Raw genomic sequence first — 23,745 nt, forward strand, 5'->3', positions numbered from 1 at the left:
CGTATAAAAAAGTTAAATGACGTGGTTGCGAATATCGTTCTGAAGCTGGGCGGCAACTTCATCCAGCGACTTCGCTCCCAGGTCTCCTTCTCCGCGTTTGCGAACCGATACGGTAGCATTCTGCTGCTCATTCTCGCCTACGACGAACATGTAAGGGATTTTCTCCAACTGAGCTTCCCGGATTTTGTAACCCAGCTTTTCGTTGCGCAGATCGCTTTCCACACGAACGCCCGAAGCTCTGAGCGTATCTTCCACTTTACGGGCATAGTCGTCAAAGGCCTGCGATACAGGAATGACCTTGGCTTGAATCGGGGACAGCCAGAGCGGAAGATTGCCTGCAAAGTTCTCCAGCAGAAAGGCCGTAAAGCGTTCCATGGTTCCCAGGATACCGCGGTGCAATACAACCGGACGATGCTTCGCGCCGTCGTCGCCCACATATTCGAGCTCAAAGCGCTCCGGAAGCAGCACGTCGATCTGAATCGTCGACAGTGTCTCTTCCTTGCCAAGAGCCGTCTTCACCTGCACGTCCAGCTTCGGACCATAGAAGGCAGCCTCCCCTTCCGCTTCATAGAACGGCAGCCCCGCTTCTTCCACAACCTCACGCAGCATGCGCTGAGTCGTATTCCACATATTGTCGTCCGGGAAATACTTCTCGGTATCCTGAGGATCGCGATAGGACAGACGGAATTTGTATTCCTTGATCCCGAAGTCGCTGTATACCTGCTTGATTAACTCCAGGACACGGGTAAATTCATCCTTGATCTGATCCATCCGGCAGAAGATATGAGCATCATTCAGCGTCATGGAGCGAACACGATGCAGACCGGTCAGTGCGCCTGACATCTCGTAGCGGTGCTGCATTCCAAGCTCAGCCACGCGGATCGGCAGATCACGGTAGCTGCGCATGTCACTCTTGTACACCATCATATGGTGAGGACAGTTCATTGGACGGAGCACAAACTCCTCGGTGTCGATCTCCATTTTCGGGAACATATCTTCCTGGTAATGATCCCAGTGTCCTGACGTTTTATACAAATCAACATTACCGAGTACAGGAGTGTACACGTGCTGATAGCCAAGGCGCTCTTCGATATCAACAATGTACCGCTCAAGCGTACGGCGAAGGGTTGCTCCCTTCGGCAGCCAGATCGGCAAGCCTTGTCCGACCAGGTTGTTAAAGGTAAAGATGCTCAGCTCTTTCCCCAGCTTGCGGTGATCGCGCTTCTTCGCTTCTTCCAGCAGGCGCAAATGCTCATCCAGTTCAGCCTTCTTCACGAAGGCTGTTCCGTAAATCCGCTGCAGCATCTTGTTGTCGCTGTTGCCTCTCCAGTAAGCTCCGGCTACGCTCAGCAGCTTGAATACTTTGATCTTGCCGGTGGAAGGTACGTGAGGACCGCGGCACAGGTCGAAGAATTCACCTTGGTCATAGATCGAAATCACGCTGTCCTCCGGCAGATCACGAATCAGCTCCAGCTTGTATGGATCGCCAAGCTCCGTGAAAATCGCCACCGCTTCCTCGCGGCTGACCTCACGGCGCGTAATCGGAAGATTCTCTCCAATAATGCGTTCCATTTCCTTCTCGATCTTCTGAAGATCTTCCGGGTTCAAGGGATGCTCCAGATCCATATCATAGTAGAACCCGTCCTCGATCACCGGACCAATCCCGAGCTTAACTTCCTTGCCGCCGAACAGGCGTTTAACGGCTTGAGCCATCAAATGCGCCGTACTGTGACGCATAATCTCCACGCCATCCTTGGAGTCCAATGTAATGATCTCCACTTGGGCGCCATCGGTTAACGCGGTATTAAGATCTACCGCTTGACCGTTAATTTTACCGGCTACCGCATTTTTCCGAAGGCCGCTGCTGATAGATGCTGCTACATCCTCCAGCGTATTCCCCTCTACGTATTCCCGGACAGAACCGTCCGGCAGTGAAATCTTGATTGCCACGATTGTTTCCTCCCAGTCAATAATTTGATAATATGGAGTACCGGCAACGGACAGCAAAAAGCCCGTCCCCGGAAAGGGACGAGCATCATAACCCGTGGTTCCACCCTCATTCGGCTTATCTGCCATGCAGTCAAGCCCTTATTCGGCATTCTGTAACGGGAATGGCCCGGCAGCTCTTATAACAACCGCTCAGCCAGGCTGAGCAGGAAGGTTCGGAGTTACAGCTACAAAGGGGTAAGCCAACAGCGAAACCGAAGGGAATTCCAGCCTGATGTTCCCTCTCTCTGATCCGTTCTTTCTGCATGACCCATGTCTTTGTCAACGCTTTTCGAATTATCAGTAATTATATAGCTATCGGCAAGCTCCGTCAAGAACCGCCCCGACGTTGGAACTTTTGCGAATTTGCGTAAGAAATGAAGTTCCCTAATTGCGTTGTTTGGTGAACATGCTATAATTATGGTTGCATTTGCTAGAAGTGAATACGAGTGTATTTCACATAACGGAAATGTCATTTACGGGGTCTGAAGGGAGAGCTAGCGGATGTTCGCGAAGCGACTGAAGCAGTTGCGCAAAAAGAGAAAACTGACGATGCAGGAAGTTGCAGATTACGTTGGGGTCGCCAAAAGTACGTATGCAGGGTATGAATCCGGTTACCGTGAACCTACTCTGGAATCTATCCAAACGATATCTCGTAAACTAAACACGTCGGCGGATTATCTTCTGGGGCTTACTAATTATCCAGAACCACCGGGAGAACTAAATCATAATGCCAAAGAATATTTAAATTTCGAACAGCTTCATTGGGACGGAATCCCTTTGGAAAAGGACGATCTTGATTTGATTCGTATTTTACTTGAACGAGTACTCCGCGATCGGCAATTTCCAAAGGATGAATGATTTAACCGCCCATTAGTTGTTGCAGCTTCGCTTCTGACTCCTCTTGAAGTTTCGCCTTTAAATCGTCATATTTTTGACTCCAGCCTTCGATGACGTCTGCAGATACTGCATCATTTTCTGCATTTTGAACAATTCTTTGGAATGAATCGTCACAGGTTGATTCAGCTTTTGATAATTCGGCGTTTAACTGATCTCTCCATGCGATTACATTGCGGGGATCACTTTTATCCAGTTGCTGCATACTATTTTCCGCGTCACTTAAAGCTGCCCTCATATCCTTTCTACACTTTTCCTGAAGTTGTGTGAAATCTTGCTCATATTTCTCTATCAGATTCGCTGTAGAGTCTAATTGTACCACGCTAGGTGAAGCCACGTCCGTTGTGCTTGAACCGTCTGGCTTTGTCGTGCTTGAATCGTCTGGCTTCGTTGTACTTGAATCGTCTGGTTTCGTCGTGCTTGAATCGTCTGGCTTCGTTGTGCTTTGAGCACTCGGTAATGCCAGGCTTGGGGTACTCTGATTCGTGGAGGTCTGCGAGCCTTGGGCATTCTTATTATTCTGGACTTGCGTACCCGAGTTTGCTGAAACATCTCCCGTCTCTCCGAGTTCTTCGTGTTGTTCCACTGCCTCTGCAGTGATATCCTCAACATCAAGTAATAATAGATCATTGTCTTCCAGCAGGATTTGTTGGAATTCTTCTTGTTCACTGGCATTAACAATTAATTTGTTTTCCGACGACTCCTTCCAATACAATCCCCCCCATAGAAAAAGTAAGAGAATAGTGATCGTGGATAAGATAAAAATGACTATATCCGGTTTTCGAAATCGACGCCGCCTTCTCTTGCGGATTCGTTGTTGTCCCATTGTGATGTGAACACCGCCTTCCTACAAAGTGTAACGATGGGTAAAAGAAATAGGCCAGCCCTCCTGTTGGCAGGAAGAGCTGGCTTGGTCTTAGAATTTCAATAGATTTTGCAAAATGTAATCCATCATTTTATTAACTTGTTTTTTTACATTGTTGATTGCTTTATTCTTGACGGCTTTAGATGCATCAATCTCATTAATCCGATCGAAGCTATCATTTCCTGCCTGCACAACTTCCATTATCAACTGAACTTTTTCGGCATCAATCGTTGCAGAATCAAACCTTATTTTTATTTCGGCTAACTTACCTTGAAGCGAATGAACGATATTCTGAATTTGAACTTCCGGATCAACCACTCCATTGGTAAGCGTAATCTCTTGTGTAAAGATCACTTTGGAATTGCCCCCAAATAAATTAACCAGCGTAGCCTGAATAATAGCGGTACCCTTTTGGACCTTTTTATCAATGGTTACTTTTCCGTTTGAAGTTACCTTTACTTCTTTGCTTCCGGATACCTTTTTCCACTTCAGAGCTGAGGAAGGAAGCTCAACACCCAGAAACGTCAGCGTATATACATGTTGGCGCCCATTTTGGGTAATCTCTGCCTTTGATTCTGTTTCGGAAGAGATAAAGGCAGCGCTTATTGCTCTGACCGCCGGCACATCATATCTTAGTCTCGTCTTAAAATTCTGTACCAAAGAAGTTGCAGCCTTCGGTTTAACACCAAGGTTAAACAAGGCTTCACTTAACGCATATCCGTTCCGATCCGATAGAACCGCTTCCAGCGCTGCCTCTTTAACACGATCGAGGCCATTCTTATTTTTCAAGAATGCAGCCAATTCTTTTGAATTCATATTCGATATCGTATTACGTATGGCTCCTTCAACTCCACTATGTTCGCCGTTATCACCATATAGCAGAATAAGGAAATCGTCGATCGACAGATTGGATACTCCTGCAGCCTCCGCAATAATTCCCATCGTTGCCACGAAGTCCGGATTTGTGCGAATGGCTTCAAGCTGTGAACCCTCCAGATCATACGGTAGGGAACCAACTGAAGTAATGAGCTCAAACAAGTTCTTCTTCACTTCATTTTTATCAATAGAATCCGGGAGCCTCTCTGCAATAGGCTTCCATATCTGATTGATCAGAGCGGCGTCCTTCGTGGCACTTAGGCTATTGATCTCATCCCGTAACCTGCGAACATCCCTTACATCTGAAGATCCATTTGCCTGAAGAGCAGCGTGCAGCTTCTCCATTCGTTCTAGAAATTGCTCTACTGGGAAGATGTTTCCTTCTTCAGTAGAGGCCGTTAATGTAACTTCTTTCTCAAAAATTACTTTAGCATTTCCACCGTAAGGGTTGAAAAGCTGTGCCTGAATAACTGCGGAAGCGCTCGGTACGCGCGGAGCAAGCGTAACCGTACCGTTTGGCAATACTTCGATGTCATCGCTTCCTGATACTTTGACCCACTTTAAAGCTATAGCAGGCACATCGACTCCAAACACCTTCAAACTGTATATATGTTGACGGCCATCTTCGCTTACATCGACCCGTTCAGTTGATTCTGAACGCATATATGCGACCGCCATTGCATGAATTGCCGGCACATCATATTGTAGCCTAACTTGGTAGTTTAGCACCGTTGATCTCAGATCCTGCGGCGTAACCTCAAGCTTCTCTAAAATCGAGCTAAACTTATATTCATCGGTTTCACTGAGCAGTTGCTCTGTTGCTTGAAGCAGCACTGCAGTAATGGCTTCATTGTTACCTAGCAATCCTAATAGCTCAGCAGCATTCATATTGACTAGTAAATCCCGGATTGTTCCTTCAATGCCTTTACGAGAGCCGCCATCACCGAACATAAACAATAAGAAATCATCCATAACGATTTGGCTGTCACCACCAGCCGCCGCAATCGTCTTCAGCGTGCTGCGGAACTTCGGATTACTTCGAATCGCTTCGAGCTCCGATGCGGTTGGATCATACTGGAATGACCCTACTTCCTTAATCATCTGGAAGAGGTTTGCTTTCAGTTCAGCCTGATCCACTGTTGACGGCAGCTTAGGAGCTATTTTGTTCCAGACTGGATCTATCAAGGCTTCATCCAGAACCGGATCGAGTCCGGCAATTTCATCACGAAGATTCCTCACATCCTGAATATCAGTTGGATCCCCTGCTGCAAGTGCCGCATGCAGTTTATTCATCCGTTCCAAGAACTGCTCACTTGGAAACACCGTTTCTTCCCCGGAAGTCTCTCTCAAAGTCACTTCTTTTTGAAAAATCACACCGGAGCCGCTGCCATAAGGGTTCGCCAGTTCAGCTTGAATCACGGCTGAACCGCTGCCTGCACCCTCCGGAATCGTTACTACTCCGTTTGAGGATACGCTTACGGCAGCATCCCCGGATACCTTGCTCCATTGCAGGATGAAAGCTGGAATTTCAATTCCGAATGCATTCAAACTGTATATATGTTGACGGCCATCCTCGCTGATTTGGGCTGTAGCCTCTACGGTTGTACGAACATAAGCCATAATCATAGCATGGATAGCCTGGTCATCATATTGAAGTTTGCCCTGCAGGCTAGTCAACAATGACCTAATATCCTGAGAAGAAATGTCCATTTCCTTCAAAATGGAGCTGATTCTATACGCATCGTTTTCCTCCAGCAGCTTGTCTACCGCTTGGAGCAGGATCTCGGTAGCAGCTTGCCTATTACCTATTAATCCGGCTAACTGAGTCAATGGCATATTTTCCAGGGTACTGGCGACTGTCCCTTCCAAGCCCAAACGGCTTCCGCCGTCCCCAAACAGAAATACAATGAAATCATCCACGCTTAAATCTTCATGTCCAAATGCGGCCGCAATCATTCTCAACGTTGCGTTGAATTCAGGATTGGATCGAAGCTCCTCCAATTCCGACATGGTTTGGATCGTGCTGACTGTCTTGAAAAGATGAATCAGACCTTCTCTTAGTTCCTTCCGATCAACGGTTTCAGGGAGTCTTGCATTCACCTTGCTCCAGATCGGACTGATTAGAGGTTGGACTTCTACGAACTGAAGTCTGGTTATTTCTTCACGCAGATTTATGACATCCTGGAGACCCTCAGGATCAATTGCCAGAGCAGCGTATAATTCGCTTAATCGTTCTCTGAAGGATCCTGATGACTGCTCCATTTCGGCGGCATTCGCCATCTGGATCAGGCTCAGCTTCTCCATGGGGCCCTTTGTGCTGAAGGGCAAGATTCCAACGGATGCGGTCAGCATAGAAAGGACAAGAGCGGATACAGTTGCTTTTTTTCTAAGCGACATCTTATTCACCTCGGATATAATTTGGTAAATCCTTTGTAACCGCCTCTAGAGAGCAGGCACCTTCTCTTTCACACCTTGATTTAAATTAGGACGACCTACCGAGTAATAAATAAAACCGGTTCCAAGTACTTGTTCCTCATTGAACACATTACGCCCATCGATTAGAATCGGCTGTTTCAATACCTTTTGCAGTTCATGAAGATCAACTTTTGCAAACTCATGCCATTCCGTAAGTAAACATAGCGCATCTGCATCTTGTGCTGCTTCCATTGCATCCTCACACCATATCACACCCTCCTTTCCGAATAGAGATTGGAAGCTTTCCATCGCCACAGGATCATAGGTTTTTACTCTTACTCCGTTATCCACCAAATGCTGAATAATCTCCAACGCAGGCGATTCACGCACATCATCGGTATTCGGTTTGAACGAGAGTCCCCAGACCGCAATCGTTGTTCCGTTTAACTCACCATCAAAAATCGTCTCCAGCTTGCGGATAACGTTAAATCTTTGATCCTGATTCACCTCTACGACCGATCGGAGCAACTTGAATTCGTAATCAACATTTCCGGCAATTTGAATGAGCGCACTCGTATCCTTCGGAAAACAAGAGCCTCCATAGCCGATCCCGGCCTTTAAAAATGAAGACCCTATTCGTTTGTCATATCCCATCCCCTCCGCAACCTTAGTCACGTCTGCGCCGACTTTCTCGCATATGTTAGCAATTTCGTTAATAAATGAAATTTTCGTTGCAAGAAATGCATTAGATGCATACTTAATCATTTCTGCGCTGCGGATATCTGTCACGACAATATTCTGTGTCAACGGCTTATGCAGCTGAACCATCGTGTCTGCCGCCTTCTGGCATTCGGCGCCGATGACGACTCGGTCAGGATAAAGCGTATCCTGAATCGCAGAGCCTTCCCGCAGAAACTCCGGCAGAGAAATGCTATCAAACGCCATGTTTGTATGAGATTTTATTAATTTGGCAAGTCTTTCATTTGTTCCCACCGGTACAGTGCTTTTCACTGTAATGATTTTGTATCCATTCATCGCTTTCGCAATTTCAATCGCCGCTTGATCGATGTAAGACAGATTTGCTTCCCCACTCGGCAGAGGCGGCGTTCCGACTGCTATGATGACAATGTCGGAATGCCTTACGGCATTCGATAAATTAGATGTAAATGCAAGCCTCCCCCCCAAACGATTAGTTGCAATCAGTTCCTTTAGGCCTGGTTCATAAATAGGAACCTTACCCTTGTTTAACAGATCAATCTTATACGGGTCCTTATCTACACAGATGACGTCGTTACCGATCTCCGCATAACAGACGCCGGATACTAGCCCTACATATCCGGTTCCGATGATCGTAATGTTCATATCTCTCACTCCTTCATTTAAATAGTTCAATTAACCGTGCACAGCTGTATAATTTCATTCCAATCAAAAGCAAGCCTTACGATATCTTCTTCGATAAGCTCGGTCCCGGTCTGAACTTCGATAATGTCCATTTCAGTTACAGCACGCAGGCTGTGTCTGCTGTCTTTGGATATAACAAGAACATCGCCCGGCTTTACTGGGAAGTGCTTGCCGTTAAGCACCATCTCACCTTCACCAGATACGATTGTCCATACTTCGTCTCGGAGCAGATGGTATTGGTAACTTAAGTTCTGACCTGGCGTAATGCAGATTCGCTTCGTTAGAACTTCTTTACCATCCGGATACTTCAAGTAGTCTAGCACCCGGTAACCTCCCCAACGCCGCTCCTCGTACATCGGCCGCTGATCCGAATGCTTCATGACCTCTTTGATCATCGGACTTGCAGCCTTGTCCGAGACCAGAATGCCGTCCGGACTTGCCGCTACGACAACGTTGGATAAATTAAGCAGCGTAATGGGTATATCTAGTTCATTGATTACATGCGTATTATGACAAGCTCCGCTCATCATTCCATTGCCAACAATTGAGGACTCGATTTCTTCCGTAAGCGTGTTCCACGTCCCAAGATCCTTCCAGTCCCCCCTATAAGGAAGTGCGACAATATGATTGGCTTTCTCCACAACTTCATAGTCAAAGCTAGTCTTGGGAAGTCTGCCGTATTGCTTCAACATCTCGTCATACTGGATCGGAAGGTCATTTGCAATCAAGATGTTAATCAGAAAATCAAGCTTAAAAGCAAAAACACCGCAGTTCCAAAGCGCAGCCTGCTCTATCATGGCTACCGCCTCTTCCTCGCGGGGTTTCTCTTTAAAACTATGAACGGTTACGAAAGGCTCGTCCTCCTCAACCTTAGCGCCGTTATCGGGGACGATATATCCATATTTCTCGGAAGGATATGTCGGCTTAACTCCCATAAGCGCTAAATCCGCACCGGATTGCTGAAGAACATCCTCAAGCTCCTTCGTCTTAGAGAAGAATGATTCCTCCACATAAGGATCAACTGGCATTACTACGATGGTCTCGTTCAGGGCAACATCTTGTACCGAATATAAGTAGGCAGCCGCCAGTGCAATCGCCGGAAATGTATCTCTTCGCTCTGGCTCAACGATGACTTCAATCTCGCTTCCTAGTTGGCTATGAATCATTTCAACCTGTGCCTTACTGGTTCCAATAAATGCATGCTCACGAAGGCCAGCCTTAGAAATCTGCCTCCATACGCGCTGCACCATGGACTCCCGCCCGCCAGCCTCATTCTCAAGCACCTTCAAAAACTGTTTGGAGCGCGATTCATTCGATAAGGGCCACAGGCGTTTACCTGATCCCCCCGATAGAAGAACAATTTTCATGATATCCTCTCCTACAAAGTTTTGTGGAGCAAAACTTACTTCGAAAGCATAAGCTTAAGTTTTGTGAAACAAAACTTACTTCGAAAGCATAAGCTTAAGTTTTGTGGAGAAAAACTTACTTCGAAAGCATAAGCTCAGTTTGGGGGCTTGCCGCAACTAGCTGCGCGGATTTGATTCCGCTTGTCCAAGTGTTATAGTAATTGGAATTTTTGCCGTATGAATTATCGAGCAATATATTAGGCTTGTCCAACAAGCAAGACAAGATATGTCCATGCAGTCTGGAAGTCTGCACATGCTGATAGCCGCTGAACCGTTTGACGGCTTTGTCCACGAGATAATCCGTATACTTGCTCCAGATCACTTGCATAGGAAGCGGGCCTCCGCCTTTTCGCATTCGGTTAACAATCATGCTGATCGTCTTCTTCTCGACCCGGTTATATAATGAAATCCAATCCAGGTAGTCGCCGCGTCCCGATAATTCCAGCTCTTCCTGCTCTTTGGTCTTCTCAATATCTGTACGAAAGAAGTACAACAACTCCTTCACTGGATCACTCGTAGGCATGATTGGCCACAATTGGTGAGCCATATCCGGCGATAAATAGACGTTACAGGTATTGAACTTCTCCAACGCCATATCGTAGGACAAGGTGTCTCGAACATAGAGATGGACGTCACTGTGCTGATTGAAAATTTGAGCCGTACGATCGAATTCGGACTCTTCTATATAAAAGATAGTCTGCGGCAGAATAACGACCCGGTGATGAGGATAATCCGTAATTATTTTCTCACGCAGCTTTTGATGTGCGGGATACAGGTCTCCAAAATTTCCTCCGCCATGGAGAACAATGATCTGGTCTGTAGGAATATTCAGCTCGTCAGGGAAATCCAGAACACTATATCGCGCTTGAACAATGATATCGTAATCCTTGAAAAATGCCTCTGTGCCTTTCATAATTAGCAGATCACCGCCATTGCTATGAACGGGATAATCGACATAGTAAATGCTTGATCCCGGCGGGATCACACGCAATATTTTGCGAAGCTGATTTTTCAACACGTCCATCGGGTGAACGATTAGTTCCATCGACATATCTCAGCGCACTCCTTTATTTTTTTGTCTTGTCCTTTATGCGTTCCAGCAAAAAACGAAAATCATTTTTATCAAATAACAGAGTGCTCATCTTTACTTGAAATACAATTCTCATCGCGGCCATCGTCACCAATAATCGGATGACAGCACCGATTAATAAAGCAAGTGCGATCCCGTTAAGGCCATATAATGGAACCAATACGAAGAATAACCCGATCGTTACTGTCAGCGCTATAAGCTGCCGTATCAGTACAAGTCCGGGTCTACCCATCGCGTTGAAAGAGGATGCCAGGATCCATGAGCCGCCTCCGAGGATACACTCTATAGACAAAAGATAGAAAGCTCCGCTAGCTTCTAAGAAAGGCGCACCGAATAATATCCCCATCAGGAAGCGGCCGACGAACATACAGGGAACAACAACAAGCATCATCAAGAGCATCGATAAGCGAAACGCCCGCCCAACCGTAGCCATGATCGCATCCGCCGCCATACCGGTTACCTTCGGAAAAATAACATTCGTAATCGCTGTTTGAACAACGTTAAATACCCGTGATAACGCGTATACGACAGTATACAGACCTAGATCTCTTGCTGTTAGCATTGATAGAATGACAAGCTTATCGAATTGAGAATACAGGGTCCCCAGCAGCTCTACGCCAAATACTTTGCTTCCATAACCGAATAAAGCCTTTGCCGCCGTGGTATTACCTAAATCTCTAAACCAATGAATTCGCAGATCATCCCGCATACTGTACACAGCCCAGAAAATGACAAATACACTGGTTAGAAGAAATGCCAGTGCCGCATAATGAAGACTTAAATTTCCAATAATCCACAGTGCGATAAGTCCGGCAAGATTGATGAGCGGGAAAAATAAACGTACGCCGTTATACACATTAAATTTGCCGCAGCTTTGCGCTAGTGCAGAAATCAAATTAACCGCAAGCAAGATCGGCAGCATTAGTACCGTGTACCACCTTGAGGTCTCGATAACCGCTTCAGGATAATTTCCAAGCCATGAGGGCAGCCAAGTCCAAGCAATAACACCCGTGATGATGCTGACAGGCACTTGAAATAGGAAGCCTGCCCTTACAAAATCGGCCTCACTGCCCCGATTTTGTTTGAGGTTGTAGATTAGTGATGTCGGAAGGCCAAATCCCACAAGGCCTGCAAGTAATGTTGGCCAGAAGATAATAGCCGAGAATTCACCTTTCCCGACAACTCCAAACATACGGGCCGTCACAATCGAGGTAAGTGTACTGATAACCATCACTAAGAGATTTGTTGCGCTGGTACGAAAGATCGTCTGAACTAATCCATCTCCACTCCATGCTTTACGAAACATGAGCTGATTCATATTTTTTGCTCATCCCCTACCGTTGTAGCGGAGGATACCAACTAGCGATCCATTCCGGTAACAAATTTTAGTAATCTGTCTGATGAAAGACTTATAGTGAAAAATGGAGAGTATCGACGACAAAATAGCCTGCAGCATCCGGATGATATGCTTGATCACAAGAATAGGGCTGTTATCCTGGCGTCTGACCGCATCGCTTACCCCCTGCCAGAATATCCGCTTCAGGAACCATTTCTTTGTCGTTCTCTCCTTCGCTATTTTGTGCTGGACCTGTCCATAAGGCGTATAGTATACTTTGTAATTTTCCCGAAGTCTGGCAATCAGCTCGCTTTCTTCGCTCGACAGCAATTTATTTCCGACGCGCCCCAGGTCCTCGCGGAACGGCTTCATATGCTTAAAAATACTCGTTCGAAAGGCGACATTCGCGCCGTATGGAATAGACGGAGCAGGCATTTCCTGTACTTTGCTGGAATAATCGAGAATCGTAAACACTGAACGATGTTCTTCTGGAATCCAATAGGGCTCTGCAGCTTCCCAGATCGGGTCTATTCTCCCGCCAACACAACCGATCGTAGGGTCACTCTCAAAAACATCTACAATTTCATGCACCCAATCCTTAGAAGCTATCGCATCATCATCGAGAAAAAGAATATACTCGCCCCTTGCTTCATGTATCGCCCGATTCCGGGCAACCGATAATCCGAGCTTATTCTCATAAATATAACGTATCCTTGATCCGTGACGACGCCTCAGATCGTTCACCATATCCATGGTGTTATCCGTGGATCGATTGTCGATAACAATAATTTCGATATCCTCTTTTGCGTAACTCTGGAGCACTACACTCTCAATAGCTTCACTTGTATCTTTTGCTCGATTATGTGTACAAATCGCCACCGTTACGACTCTGTTCATCGTTCATCCCCATCCTTGATAAACGTTTTTGATTTGCTTTGCAATGAGTCTCCAGTCTAATTCCCTAAGCACTTCTTCATATTCAGGTGATTTCTCTTCCTTTTTCACATTTAACGCCCTCTTCATTGCATTCTTTAATCCATTGCCTTCTGATGGATCATAACTGACAACCATGTCTTCTCTGAAATATTCATCAATGAAATCATTCTTTGGCATAACAATCAGCTTCTTGAACGACAACCCGAGTATAGCGGTGCCGGAGGTTGTAATTTCCTTATAAGGCATCACCATGACATCCACCGCATTGATCAGATCGGCAACCTCTTCATTAGGTATGAATCGCAGATCCATAATCACCCGATCCTTATCTCTAATAGTCTGCAAATAATTCTGCATTTCTTGGTCCGCTTTACCCGCAATAATAAGGTAAGATCGTTCTGTCTTTATTGAATTAAAGGCCTCTACTAGATCCTCCACACCCTTATATGCCTTGATCGCGCCCATGAACAAATAAACATGGCTGTCTTTGCCGATATTATATATTTGTCTAAAATCCTTACCATTGGGGCTGTATACACCTAAATAATGACCATGCTTCACCACGAACAGCTTATGATCCGGAACGCCGAACTCCGTCATTACTTTTGACTTAATCGATCCGGAAGCAACGATCAGCTTGTTGCAAAAACGACAAATTAAGGACCGCATAAAGCGCTCCATGCTTGGATATTTCACATGATGCGGATACAGATTATGAATGGTCCAAATCAGTTGTACATTCTTTAACCTCAAATACAGCATCGTCAATACCAAGATGAATGATTTCACGATAAACAGCAGCGGATTCTCATTTTGGTAGGCATGATGCATCCAATGAATGTGAACGATGTCCCCTGATTTCACTTGGCCGACCTTCAGCATCAGCCTGCCATGTCGCAGATCCATAATGTCCAGGCCCGCACTGCAAAGCGAATTCGATAATAAATCATTGTAAAAGTTCAACTCGCTAGATTTCGGCCACATCCATACTTTCATCGCTAACTCTCCCTAAACATGCTGGAATCAACTTTTCTCAGTTATATCTGCGCACCCATTCCTTCGGAACGTGGATTTCCCGAATAACCCTGGCAGGCGCCCCTCCGGCCAACACATTATCCGGAATATTGCGCGTTACGACACTGCCTGCAGCGATCACGCTATTTTGTCCAATCGTTATACCGGGTAAGATAAGAACCCCCCGGCCAATCCAGACATTATTACAGATGACAATGTCTTTGCTAAACGACTGATCCCCCACATCTACCGGATGAAAGTTCGTATCGATAATGTTAACCATCGGACCAATGATGGTATTATCACCGATCCGAATTGACTTTGTGCAGCCAATATCAAGGCCGTAATTAAAAAATACATTATCGCCTACCCACAGCTTTGCCTGTTTATCAACCGAAATCGACGAGGGAAAAGGCTTGGCATGGAAAGAAACATTGGCTCCTATGACGAGCTTGCCCTTGTTTCTTATCATCAGCCTTCCGGCAATTCGACCTAGCCGACCGACGGAATTGGCCTTGATTGGCAGGATAACAGCCCCCTTCAGCACAGCAAGCAGCTTGCCGATTCGAATCTGCTTGAATGAAATTCTCATAGTAATGTTCCGCCAGCTTTTAGCTTCAGAGAGTCTACTAATAACAGGCTGTAAGTTTCCTCTACCTTACGAGTAATCGTGGCCATGTTAAAATCCTTCATTACATTTGCATAGCCTTGAATGGAGAGCTCTTGATAGTTAATCTTTCCATCGTAAACCTGCCGAATCGTCTCATAGAGCGCCTCAACATCTCCATCTCTTACAATGAACCCGCCTTTTGTTAGGTTTATGATCTCTGGGGCACCGCCCGAATCAGAGACGATGACAGGTGTCTGTACAAGCAAAGATTCGATAATTACTCTCCCAAACGGCTCGTTAAGAGAAAAATTAATCGTTAGATCGCATTCCTTCATCAGATCAAGCGGCTTCTTACTGTACCCATAAAAGATAACGTTCTGTTCCAATCCATATTCGCTAACCTTCCGGATCATCTCGTTATAGTATCCTTCTGATCCATCGACTGATGTATCTCCTACGATCAGAAGCTTCCAGTTGGTCTTCCCGTTAAGAGCTAATTTCTTGACTGCTTCAATCACCAAATGATATCTCTTCCACTCTACGATTCGTCCGAATGTTCCAATAACGAGCGTATCATCCTCCATAAATACCCGGTTCTTCCTGCTCAAGGATAGCTCTGGATCAACACCGTTATAAATAATCGTCTTGTTACTGCCTTGAATTGAACTCGCCACAAACTGAGAGATACAGATGACCTGATCGAAGAACCGCGGCAGCACGGAGTTAAACATGCGCAAGTGTGTATAGTCCCGGTGATGCCAGACCAGCTTGCTGTTCGCAATAAATTTAAGCGGTGCTATATACCACGGAGCCCGCCATCCATTGGCATGGATAATTTCAATGTTATTCTTCATCACGAAAGACCGAATCTGAAATACCGTCTGCAAATAGCCTAAGCCCCATTTCCTCTTAATACTGTTTAGGCGAAGCGGAAAATGAATGAACTTCGTCCGAATTTCAGTCAAGTAGTCCGCATCTTCAGGACTTAGTAAGAAGATTTGATATTGGGATGTATCCAGATAATTGATTAAATGAATCAAGCTTTGTTCGGCTCCGCCCTTCTTATCCGCATGCGTAACAAACAAGACATTAATTTTTGTTCTATCCATCACAGCACCTGCTTCATTTGAGCATTAGGATTTAATGAATCTATGTAACCTTTGAGCACCTCTTTATGATCATAATGACTGCGAATGAACTGCTGCGATGCTTCAAGCAGTTCTTGTGCCCGTGCGGGTTGATGCAGCAGTTCTTTAATACGCTGATAGAATGTCTCCGGACTATCAGCGATCATAATGTGCTTATTGGGGACGAGGCCTGTACCCTCATAGCCAGTAGAGGTTGAGACAACCGGCAGCCCATTCTGAATCGCCTCGATTGTCTTTAGTTTTACGCCAGCACCGTTCTGCATTGGATTAACGAACAAATACCCGTCTTTGTAAATATCGTCCAAGCTCTCCGGCGTGTCGTACACAACCACATTCCTCAAGTCGTATGCCTGCATCCAGCTTAGGCTCTGCTTCCTGCTGTTCCCGGCTACAATGAATTTGTAATCCTTCTCCTGCAACAGCAATGGGTGAACGTACTCAAGGTACCACTCAATCGCTTCCCGATTATTCGGCATGAACAACGAGCCTATAAATACTATATGCTTATGTTTATCCTGAAAGTTGTTCGAAAGGAACGTCTCCTTACGAACCGGTGGCGGTAAAAATATGCTTTTGGCAGATGGATTTTGTCTTTGGAAGTCTTCAAACTCCTTATTAGAAATAAACAAATACTTATCCACCTGCTCCAGTACTTTCTTTTGTAATCTCATAAACTTCCGGCTCTCCATGTGATAGTACAACTTATGAATCATATTTTTCGTGCTTCTTGCTAACGCGCTAAAATAGATCGCTTCATCATTGTGCACCCGCAAAATGACATTACCTTGTTTGATCAGCGGGTTCTTAAGAATGGGATACACATAATCGCCTTCAAGCAGCACATAATCATAATCCTCATCGATGTTCACATGCTTCAGTTCACTCCGCGACTTGACTTGCATGGGAAACGCATGAAGCAAATCCACCAGCCTGCTCCGTCTTTCGCATAATTTCACTTTATTTACATATTGAAAGACAACTTTAATCTCTTCCTCGGAGGGAATTTGCTTGCCGCAAACGACGAGATGGATGTTCCACCCCAGCTCGGACAGCACTTTAATTCTTCCCCATGTATCCACCCGTCCCCCATGATCGGCGGGGTATGGAAAGTCACTGCATACTACTAGTATTTTCATCTTGCAACCCCCCGGTGTAAGTGTGATTAAATTCTTTATTCCCTAGAAAAAGACTAATAAAAGCGAATAATAGCCATATCTCATATTTAATCTCAAGCGCCACAAAGAGCAGTGAGAACAAGTTGAATATTAGCGCGACAAACAGAATGAGACTCGACTTCACCTTTATGATCAGATTTTTAGCCAGCAGATAAAAAAATACGAATGCGAAAATTCCACCAAACATCACCCATTGGAAGAAGCCCGATTTAACGCCCAAATTTTTATCCGAGCCCGTGTATTGCAGCAACTCTCCCGCATTGATCTGGCTTACGCTAAACAGGCTGTAGTATAAACGCGACATCAGGTTTATTGCGTCATTTAAATAATGATCGAAATACATTAAATAAGCCCCCGTGCCCACCCCAAATGGATGATGGAAGACGGTAGCTATGGCAATTATAATTGTGCCCATTCGTGTATAAGACGACGTGTAGTTCTCAATATCGTTGCTGAACGACCCGATCAATCCTGCGGAAAAATAAGCAATGAACAAATACATAGCTGTGATGACCATAAAAAGCAGAATGAAATTTCGCTTCTTCCTGAAATCAAGAAATTTGATCATCGTCACAATTAACGTCAATAAGCTTACAATCAAAAATCCCTTCGATCCCGTAACGAATAAATAAAACAGAAAAAAACCAGCAACATACAAGTGAGACAGTGTCCTGGCAAATCGGTTTAAATGTCTCGACAAGTAGATTAGAATCGCAGAATACACGACGATAATCGACCCTGTTGTACTACTCTCAGAGGTGAGCAATCTCACTCGCCAATAGGGGGTATCTTTAGAGTGCAGAAAGGTTAGCGCATTAGGCATACTAACTAGTTCCACAATCATAATGCCCAGCAAAAAAGTGACCACAACAAAAAAGCTGCTGTAGAGCAGCCTGACGCTTTGTATTTTCGAAAAGACAAGCTGCATATGCCGGACATAGAGCAGGATGGTAACAAAGTAGATTAACACCTTGATCGCTTTGCCGAGCAAGTTCTCAGTCCCAAAGCTGTAGCTGCCCTGCATGAATTGAACGAGAATATAGACCATGCTGATGAAGCTTAAATAAAGAATAAGTGTAAATAAATACTTTTGTATCTTTGATACATACATCACCTGCTTATATTTCGAAAGCAAAGCGATCTCGCAAAATATAAACAGTGGAAACAGAGTAATTATGGGCGATCTGCCAATTTCACCGATTTGATTCACTAGAGGGAAATCCTGATAGAGTGTCAACAATAACAAGAAAACAAGATATAACGCCAGAAAAAATTGCACTTTATTCGATTGACTCTGGATCTGCTCTGTATATATCAGATGACTTTTCTGTAAGTTTGCATTCATCTTCGTCCTCATCCTCGTGAATCTAGACATATTTGCTAACAGCCTTAGAATAACGATCCCTTCGATTTTTCAATGCTTCTTCGTATAGTTGTTGAATTTGTTCATTCATCTTATCCGAATGAAATTTCTCGTTAAAAATCAATTCCCCCCTCTCTCCCATCATTTGAAGTTGTTGTTTATTAAGTCTCTGAATGATATGAGCTAACTCTTCCCTATTATTAAAATCAAAGATATATCCATTGATTCCATGTTTAATGATCTCCGGAAGTGCGCCTCGATTACTGGCAATAACGGGCTTCTTATTTCGTAATGCCTCGATCGCGACGATCCCGAAGCCCTCCCAGCGAGACGGAACGATCACCGCATCGCAAGCTTGCATATAACGATCAATTTGCGAATTATCCACCCAACCGATCTTGACCGCATTACTCGGATAATCATATTCAAATTCCTTTAATACGGTATCTCCGACTAAATACAAGCAGACATTTCCAAAGGAGTGTTCTTTAAACACTTCAAGCAGCAAATCAAAGCCCTTTTGACGATCAAAGCGACCTACATATAGCAGATTAATGCTGTCCTTATCCACCTCAAATGGCGCATGATTGCCTGGCGGCGTATCCGAAACCCCGTTATACACAACTACTGATTTCTTTTCAGGCAGACCATAGCTTATCGAGTTCTGATATTCATAGTTTGAGATGTTGATGATGAAATCAGTCCGAAGCGATAATAGTTTCTCCACGGCTGCAAATACAACCTTTTTCCACGGCTTCGTGTCCATAAGAAAAGCCCATCCATGGGCACAATAAATCACAACCGGCCGCTTCCGTTTTAAAAAAAACAACGTTCGCAGAAAAAAACCCGCAAACGTTCCATGGACATGTACAATATCCGGATTCATCTCTTTGATCATCCTATGTATCGAATGCATCGCCTTGAGAAAATATTTAGGACTTCTCTTATAGGAGTACAGATGCAGACGATCAGGATGGATACAAAGCGTATCCCGGTTCGAATTCTGCTGAGATGCCATAAGATAAACATCATGATTGCCCGATTGGTACTTCAATACCTCATTTAGATGGGTTTCAATCCCGCCTTTAGTAAACTCCGAAATATGAAGGACTCTAACCATGATCTCCCCTCCATTTTCTGGTTAAAATGCATCCTTGGAGCCGAACATAGCTCTCACTGTTCTTAAGATTATTTTCATATCAAGCACAATGCATCTTTTCTCTATATAAGTAATGTCAAGATCGACCATTTCCTTGAAACTAAGATTATTTCTACCGCTAACTTGCCAAAGTCCTGTACAGCCTGGGGTGACAGCCAGACGTTTCTTATCATAATTTGTGTATTCCGCTACTTCTCTTGTAAGGGGCGGTCTCGGACCAACCAAGGACATTTCCCCGCGCAACACATTGATTAATTGCGGAAGTTCATCAATACTCGTCTTCCGAATAAACTTCCCGACTTTCGTTACACGCGGATCATTTCTCATTTTGAACATCGCTCCGCTGATCTCGTTCTTATCAAGCAGATCCTTCAGCCTTTCTTCGGCATCTGTATACATTGAACGGAGCTTGTACATCCGAAATAGCCTTTCGTTCTTACCAACTCTTGTCTGATAGAAAAAGACAGGACCCGATGGATCTTCCCATTTGATCAGAATGGCCATAATGGCGAATAATGGACTTAACAGAATCAACCCGGCCAGTGAACCTAAAATATCTATGGTTCGTTTGAATACCAAGAACAGGGTAGGTCCTTCTTGCTTAGACCTCGTCATCAAATAATAATCCGAGAAACCGATTACTGCTTCATCCCTATATGGTGAAGGTGCCATCTTACATCACTCCTTAATAGGTTAATTGTTTACGGATCTCACGTTCCATCAATTCTTCCAACCCTGATATTAATGGTTGTCTAAGTTCTTGATTTCGAAGTGCAAAGTCAATCGTTGTCATAATAAATCCGATCTTTTCTCCCACATCATAACGAGTTCCTTGAAAGTCATAGGCGTAAACACCCTGAGCTACATTTAACCTTTGAATAGCATCTGTAAGTTGAATCTCTCCACCCGCTCCACGTTCGTGTCTACCCAAATATTCAAAAATATCGGGAGTAAGAACATAACGGCCCATAATGGCCAGATTTGAAGGTGCTTGTCCTTGCGGAGGCTTTTCCTCGAACCGATTTACTTGGTAAAGGTTACCCACTCTCTCACCCGGGTCTACAATGCCATACCGATGTGTTTGATCATCCTCGACACTCTGAACACCGATGACCGAACGTCCGGTAAGCTCATACTGTTCAATCAACTGTCTTGTGCAAGGAATGTCGGCTTCCACAATATCATCACCAAGCAGAACGGCGAACGGCTCATTTCCAATGAAATTACGCGCACACCAAACAGCGTGTCCAAGTCCCTTGGCCTCTTTCTGCCGGATATAATGGAGATTGACATGAGATGACTTTCTAACCTTTTCCAGGATGTCAAATTTTCCCTTTCCCTCTAAAATATGCTCAAGTTCAAATGCGATATCGAAGTGGTCCTCGATCGCCCGCTTTCCTTTACCGGTTACGACAATGATGTCCTCGACTCCCGATTCAATGGCTTCCTCCACGATGTACTGGATGGTTGGCTTATCGACAATGGGAAGCATCTCCTTTGGCATGGCTTTCGTTGCTGGCAAGAAACGAGTACCGAGCCCTGCAGCCGGGATAATGGCTTTTGTCACTTTTTTCATATGGAACCCACCCTATCCTGTTTTTTTGCAAACAAATTACAAATTACAAGGGCATTGAACCCTTCCTCACATCACACCCCTGACGACAAACGTCTAAGGTCACTGACCCACAGCATGATCGAGTGCCTCCAGTGATAAAGGTGCAGGAGACATTACCTTCCTGTTCACAACTTCCAGGGCTATAAAGAGTGCGTTGTAGAATTGTAGTATAAATAAGCCATGCTAAGCCTCGTTGATATCTTCGTAATAATAAGAATAGGCATCCGAATGTTTACGATTAATGTTATTGAGTACAACCCCGATAAGCTTGGCATTCACATGACTTAATGAAGCCTTCGCCTTGAGCGCAACGTCCTTCTTCACCTTCCCCGAGTCCACAACGAGGACGACACCGTCGCTTTGGGTCGCTACAATTTGAGCATCCGTGACAGACAAGATAGGTGGTGTATCGATGATGATGACATCAAACATTTCCCTGGTTGTTGCAATCAGTGCCGCCATTTGTTTCGATGACAGTAACTCCGACGGATTGGGAGGGGTAGGACCTGCATGAATAAGCGACAGATTCTCCGTGTCGGATTGCTGGATCACTTCATGGATGTCCTTCTGTTTAAACAATGCTGTCGTTAATCCGTTACGATTGGACTTTCCAAAGATATGGTGTTGCGTTGGCTTTCTTAAATCGGCATCAATCAGCAGCACCCTTTTATTGGCTTGAGCGAAAGCGACGGCCATATTCGCGCTGGTGGTACTTTTTCCTTCATTCGGTTTGGATGAAGTCAGCATGATGACTTGGAGCTTTTGGTCAATCGTTGAAAACTCGATATTTGTTCGCAACATCCGATATCCTTCGGAGATCGGTGATTTCGGATTGCTCTCTGTAATCAACTTCCATTCAGGAGTCGAACGAGACATGGCTATCCCTCCCAGCTGTCGGCTTAAATGACCCTGTATCTTCTTGTTTCTTAAGATCCATTTCTTTGAGCCTTGGTATTGAAGTCAACACCGGCACCCCAAGCACCATTTCAATATCCTCTTCGGTCTTTATCGTGTCATCTAAGTAATCCAACAGGAATGAAATACCCACGCCGAGCATCAAGGACAATAAGAAAGCAACCGCAATATTAAGCTTAGGATTCGGTGCGATCGGCCCATGGAATTCCTTGGGATCGGCTTTGTCCAAGACGGAGACATTGTCGACCTTCATAAGATCAGGAATCGTTTTCTGAAAGACTACTGCAACAGCGTTAGCAATATTTGCGGCCTTAGCGTAGGAATTGTCACGAACTGTAATGGACATCACCTGCGTCTCATTTACTGAACTGACGCTTACTTTCCCAATCAACTCGTTGTACGTTGCCCCAAGTTCTGGGTACTCTTTAACGACAATTTTCATCATTCTTGGTGTCTTGATAATTTCCTTATAAGTTTTAATTAGCCCGATCGTAGAATTAATAGAGCCGACATCTATACTCGGTATGAGTGAGCTGCTGTCCTTGTACTGGTTAACGATGAGTTTAGCTGATGCTTCATATTGCGGTGTGATGAAGTAGTAAGAGTAAATGCCTACGGATAGACAACTTATCGCTACAATCAATGCGATCAATATCAACCTTCTCTTGACGATTAACCAATATTGTTTTAGTTCCAAATTGTTTCCTCCGTTACTAGTTATGTGACGTCTTCTTCCGATGCTGCTTCAACTAGACAATTCATAATGAATAATTTTAATATAATAGTTATTCAAAACGAGAACTTAAGGCCATAATGTATCCGCAGAAATAAAATCCCGCGGATATTCCTTTCATAACATTGACTTAAGTTATTCAATTCGCGAACATCTAGGGGCGATTAAATGGACCCTGTTTTACCGAATCTATAAAGCTTTCAACCGTTCCGCCATTCATGATGTATTCTATCAGTTCCTCTGATCCAGCTTCAAGACCTAGCTTCTTTAACGATAACGACACTACACTAGACATATTAACGGGTTCGCCGCATGGCCAATAACCGGAGACCATAAGAAGTTCAGCCAATGATCTCAACTTCCCTTGCTCAACTTGATGCGATAGAGAAGGATCTTCCGACAGTATTCTCAAAAATTGCTTCAGTCGTACTTGCCGCTGCTCACTATTGGAAACATTCATCTTTGCATCCTCAATTCAATTCATCAAGTCTAAGTTCCTTGAAATAATGGAGCTTACCTATTTGCTTTAACCATCTTAACGCACTTTAAATCAATATAGCTCTCCACGGAAAGGGTTATATCCGGACTCCAATTCTCCCCTCGCTGTTATTATTACATAATTGTAAACATTTCTTGAGTGAAAAAAGACATAGTCTAGAGTTCCTGATTTATGTTGAAAAGTAACACGACTTATCTTCGTTTGAGATGCTTTTCCAATCATTTATTTAATGTAAGCGTTTTATAAAATCATAATAAAATCTCCTTCTTTGATTTCTAAATCTATCGCCTATAACAGCTTCCTTTC

20 protein-coding genes are annotated in these 23,745 nt (G+C 44.5%); 1 reads left to right on the forward strand and 19 read right to left on the reverse strand.

What is annotated here, in order from left to right; all coding sequences use genetic code 11:
- Positions 1 to 12 precede the first annotated feature (12 nt).
- Positions 13 to 1,950, reverse strand: a complete 1,938-nt coding sequence (gene thrS, locus KI362_RS11940) for a threonine--tRNA ligase (RefSeq protein ID WP_301627480.1) — start codon at positions 1,948 to 1,950, stop codon at positions 13 to 15.
- Positions 1,951 to 2,490: 540 nt separating this feature from the next.
- On the opposite strand from thrS, the gene KI362_RS11945 reads away from it, so the two are divergent.
- The gene (locus KI362_RS11945) at positions 2,491 to 2,847 is read left to right on the forward strand and encodes a helix-turn-helix domain-containing protein (protein ID WP_044477644.1); all 357 of its coding nucleotides are present in this window, start codon (positions 2,491 to 2,493) and stop codon (positions 2,845 to 2,847) included.
- Between the two features lies 1 nt (position 2,848).
- Here KI362_RS11945 and KI362_RS11950 read toward each other — a convergent pair whose 3' ends face one another.
- The 18 genes from KI362_RS11950 to KI362_RS12035 form a co-directional block, all read right to left on the reverse strand.
- Positions 2,849 to 3,709, reverse strand: coding sequence for a hypothetical protein (locus tag KI362_RS11950; RefSeq protein WP_301627405.1), 861 nt, complete (start codon positions 3,707 to 3,709; stop codon positions 2,849 to 2,851).
- Between the two features lie 90 nt (positions 3,710 to 3,799).
- Positions 3,800 to 7,021, reverse strand: coding sequence for a hypothetical protein (locus tag KI362_RS11955; protein WP_301627406.1), 3,222 nt, complete (start codon positions 7,019 to 7,021; stop codon positions 3,800 to 3,802).
- A 45-nt stretch (positions 7,022 to 7,066) separates the two neighbouring features.
- The gene (locus KI362_RS11960) at positions 7,067 to 8,401 is read right to left on the reverse strand and encodes a UDP-glucose dehydrogenase family protein (RefSeq protein WP_301627407.1); all 1,335 of its coding nucleotides are present in this window, start codon (positions 8,399 to 8,401) and stop codon (positions 7,067 to 7,069) included.
- 26 nt (positions 8,402 to 8,427) lie between these two features.
- Entirely contained in the window at positions 8,428 to 9,807 is a 1,380-nt protein-coding gene (locus KI362_RS11965; protein ID WP_301627408.1) for a sugar phosphate nucleotidyltransferase, read from the reverse strand.
- Positions 9,808 to 9,922: 115 nt separating this feature from the next.
- Complete coding sequence (locus KI362_RS11970; protein WP_301627409.1) at positions 9,923 to 10,897, reverse strand: polysaccharide pyruvyl transferase family protein; 975 nt, start codon at positions 10,895 to 10,897, stop codon at positions 9,923 to 9,925.
- A gap of 16 nt (positions 10,898 to 10,913) precedes the next feature.
- A complete protein-coding gene (locus KI362_RS11975; protein ID WP_301627410.1) occupies positions 10,914 to 12,254 on the reverse strand; it encodes an oligosaccharide flippase family protein in 1,341 nt (446 codons plus the stop codon).
- Between the two features lie 9 nt (positions 12,255 to 12,263).
- A complete protein-coding gene (locus KI362_RS11980; protein ID WP_301627411.1) occupies positions 12,264 to 13,169 on the reverse strand; it encodes a glycosyltransferase in 906 nt (301 codons plus the stop codon).
- Between the two features lie 3 nt (positions 13,170 to 13,172).
- Complete coding sequence (locus KI362_RS11985; protein ID WP_301627412.1) at positions 13,173 to 14,204, reverse strand: glycosyltransferase family 4 protein; 1,032 nt, start codon at positions 14,202 to 14,204, stop codon at positions 13,173 to 13,175.
- 37 nt (positions 14,205 to 14,241) lie between these two features.
- Complete coding sequence (locus KI362_RS11990) at positions 14,242 to 14,814, reverse strand: acetyltransferase (RefSeq protein WP_301627413.1); 573 nt, start codon at positions 14,812 to 14,814, stop codon at positions 14,242 to 14,244.
- Positions 14,811 to 15,941, reverse strand: a complete 1,131-nt coding sequence (locus tag KI362_RS11995; protein WP_301627414.1) for a glycosyltransferase — start codon at positions 15,939 to 15,941, stop codon at positions 14,811 to 14,813. The genes KI362_RS11990 and KI362_RS11995 overlap by 4 nt, the downstream gene beginning before the upstream one ends.
- Positions 15,941 to 17,116 carry a glycosyltransferase family 4 protein gene (locus tag KI362_RS12000; RefSeq protein ID WP_301627415.1) on the reverse strand — a complete coding sequence of 392 codons (1,176 nt, stop codon included), beginning with the start codon at positions 17,114 to 17,116 and terminating at the stop codon, positions 15,941 to 15,943. The genes KI362_RS11995 and KI362_RS12000 overlap by 1 nt, the downstream gene beginning before the upstream one ends.
- A complete protein-coding gene (locus KI362_RS12005) occupies positions 17,091 to 18,365 on the reverse strand; it encodes a hypothetical protein (RefSeq protein ID WP_301627416.1) in 1,275 nt (424 codons plus the stop codon). Before KI362_RS12005 ends, KI362_RS12000 begins: the two co-directional genes overlap by 26 nt.
- Before the next feature lie 157 nt (positions 18,366 to 18,522).
- On the reverse strand, positions 18,523 to 19,638 hold the full coding sequence (locus KI362_RS12010; protein ID WP_301627417.1) for a glycosyltransferase: 1,116 nt from the start codon (positions 19,636 to 19,638) through the stop codon (positions 18,523 to 18,525).
- 21 nt (positions 19,639 to 19,659) lie between these two features.
- The gene (locus tag KI362_RS12015; RefSeq protein WP_301627481.1) at positions 19,660 to 20,292 is read right to left on the reverse strand and encodes a sugar transferase; all 633 of its coding nucleotides are present in this window, start codon (positions 20,290 to 20,292) and stop codon (positions 19,660 to 19,662) included.
- A 70-nt stretch (positions 20,293 to 20,362) separates the two neighbouring features.
- Positions 20,363 to 21,253 carry a UTP--glucose-1-phosphate uridylyltransferase GalU gene (gene galU / locus KI362_RS12020; protein ID WP_301627418.1) on the reverse strand — a complete coding sequence of 297 codons (891 nt, stop codon included), beginning with the start codon at positions 21,251 to 21,253 and terminating at the stop codon, positions 20,363 to 20,365.
- 222 nt (positions 21,254 to 21,475) lie between these two features.
- Entirely contained in the window at positions 21,476 to 22,168 is a 693-nt protein-coding gene (locus KI362_RS12025) for a CpsD/CapB family tyrosine-protein kinase (RefSeq protein ID WP_301627419.1), read from the reverse strand.
- Positions 22,149 to 22,904 (reverse strand): YveK family protein, encoded by a 756-nt coding sequence (locus KI362_RS12030; RefSeq protein WP_301627420.1) that lies wholly within the window; start codon positions 22,902 to 22,904, stop codon positions 22,149 to 22,151. The genes KI362_RS12025 and KI362_RS12030 overlap by 20 nt, the downstream gene beginning before the upstream one ends.
- A gap of 190 nt (positions 22,905 to 23,094) precedes the next feature.
- Positions 23,095 to 23,400: a hypothetical protein gene (locus tag KI362_RS12035; protein WP_044477628.1), complete on the reverse strand. Its 306-nt coding sequence runs from the start codon at positions 23,398 to 23,400 to the stop codon at positions 23,095 to 23,097.
- Positions 23,401 to 23,745 lie beyond the last annotated feature (345 nt).

It is taken from the genome of Paenibacillus apis, assembly GCF_018333295.1.
In the GTDB taxonomy this organism is placed as follows: Bacteria; Bacillota; Bacilli; order Paenibacillales; family Paenibacillaceae; genus Fontibacillus; species Fontibacillus antibioticophila.

Excerpts from the sequence above, each read along its gene's own strand:
- KI362_RS12025 (WP_301627419.1), bottom strand. The coding sequence starts at position 22,168 with ATGTCTCGTTCGACTCCTGAATGGAAGTTGATTACAGAGAGCAATCCG.
- KI362_RS12015 (WP_301627481.1), bottom strand. The coding sequence starts at position 20,292 with ATGACGAGGTCTAAGCAAGAAGGACCTACCCTGTTCTTGGTATTCAAA.
- KI362_RS11985 (WP_301627412.1), bottom strand. The coding sequence starts at position 14,204 with ATGAAAGTATGGATGTGGCCGAAATCTAGCGAGTTGAACTTTTACAAT.
- KI362_RS12000 (WP_301627415.1), bottom strand. The coding sequence starts at position 17,116 with ATGAAAATACTAGTAGTATGCAGTGACTTTCCATACCCCGCCGATCAT.
- KI362_RS11945 (WP_044477644.1), top strand. The coding sequence starts at position 2,491 with ATGTTCGCGAAGCGACTGAAGCAGTTGCGCAAAAAGAGAAAACTGACG.
- KI362_RS11990 (WP_301627413.1), bottom strand. The coding sequence starts at position 14,814 with ATGAGAATTTCATTCAAGCAGATTCGAATCGGCAAGCTGCTTGCTGTG.
- KI362_RS12035 (WP_044477628.1), bottom strand. The coding sequence starts at position 23,400 with ATGAATGTTTCCAATAGTGAGCAGCGGCAAGTACGACTGAAGCAATTT.
- KI362_RS11995 (WP_301627414.1), bottom strand. The coding sequence starts at position 15,941 with ATGGATAGAACAAAAATTAATGTCTTGTTTGTTACGCATGCGGATAAG.
- KI362_RS11975 (WP_301627410.1), bottom strand. The coding sequence starts at position 12,254 with ATGAATCAGCTCATGTTTCGTAAAGCATGGAGTGGAGATGGATTAGTT.
- KI362_RS12010 (WP_301627417.1), bottom strand. The coding sequence starts at position 19,638 with ATGGTTAGAGTCCTTCATATTTCGGAGTTTACTAAAGGCGGGATTGAA.
- KI362_RS11960 (WP_301627407.1), bottom strand. The coding sequence starts at position 8,401 with ATGAACATTACGATCATCGGAACCGGATATGTAGGGCTAGTATCCGGC.
- KI362_RS11970 (WP_301627409.1), bottom strand. The coding sequence starts at position 10,897 with ATGTCGATGGAACTAATCGTTCACCCGATGGACGTGTTGAAAAATCAG.
- KI362_RS11950 (WP_301627405.1), bottom strand. The coding sequence starts at position 3,709 with ATGGGACAACAACGAATCCGCAAGAGAAGGCGGCGTCGATTTCGAAAA.
- KI362_RS11965 (WP_301627408.1), bottom strand. The coding sequence starts at position 9,807 with ATGAAAATTGTTCTTCTATCGGGGGGATCAGGTAAACGCCTGTGGCCC.
- KI362_RS11955 (WP_301627406.1), bottom strand. The coding sequence starts at position 7,021 with ATGTCGCTTAGAAAAAAAGCAACTGTATCCGCTCTTGTCCTTTCTATG.
- galU (WP_301627418.1), bottom strand. The coding sequence starts at position 21,253 with ATGAAAAAAGTGACAAAAGCCATTATCCCGGCTGCAGGGCTCGGTACT.
- KI362_RS11980 (WP_301627411.1), bottom strand. The coding sequence starts at position 13,169 with ATGAACAGAGTCGTAACGGTGGCGATTTGTACACATAATCGAGCAAAA.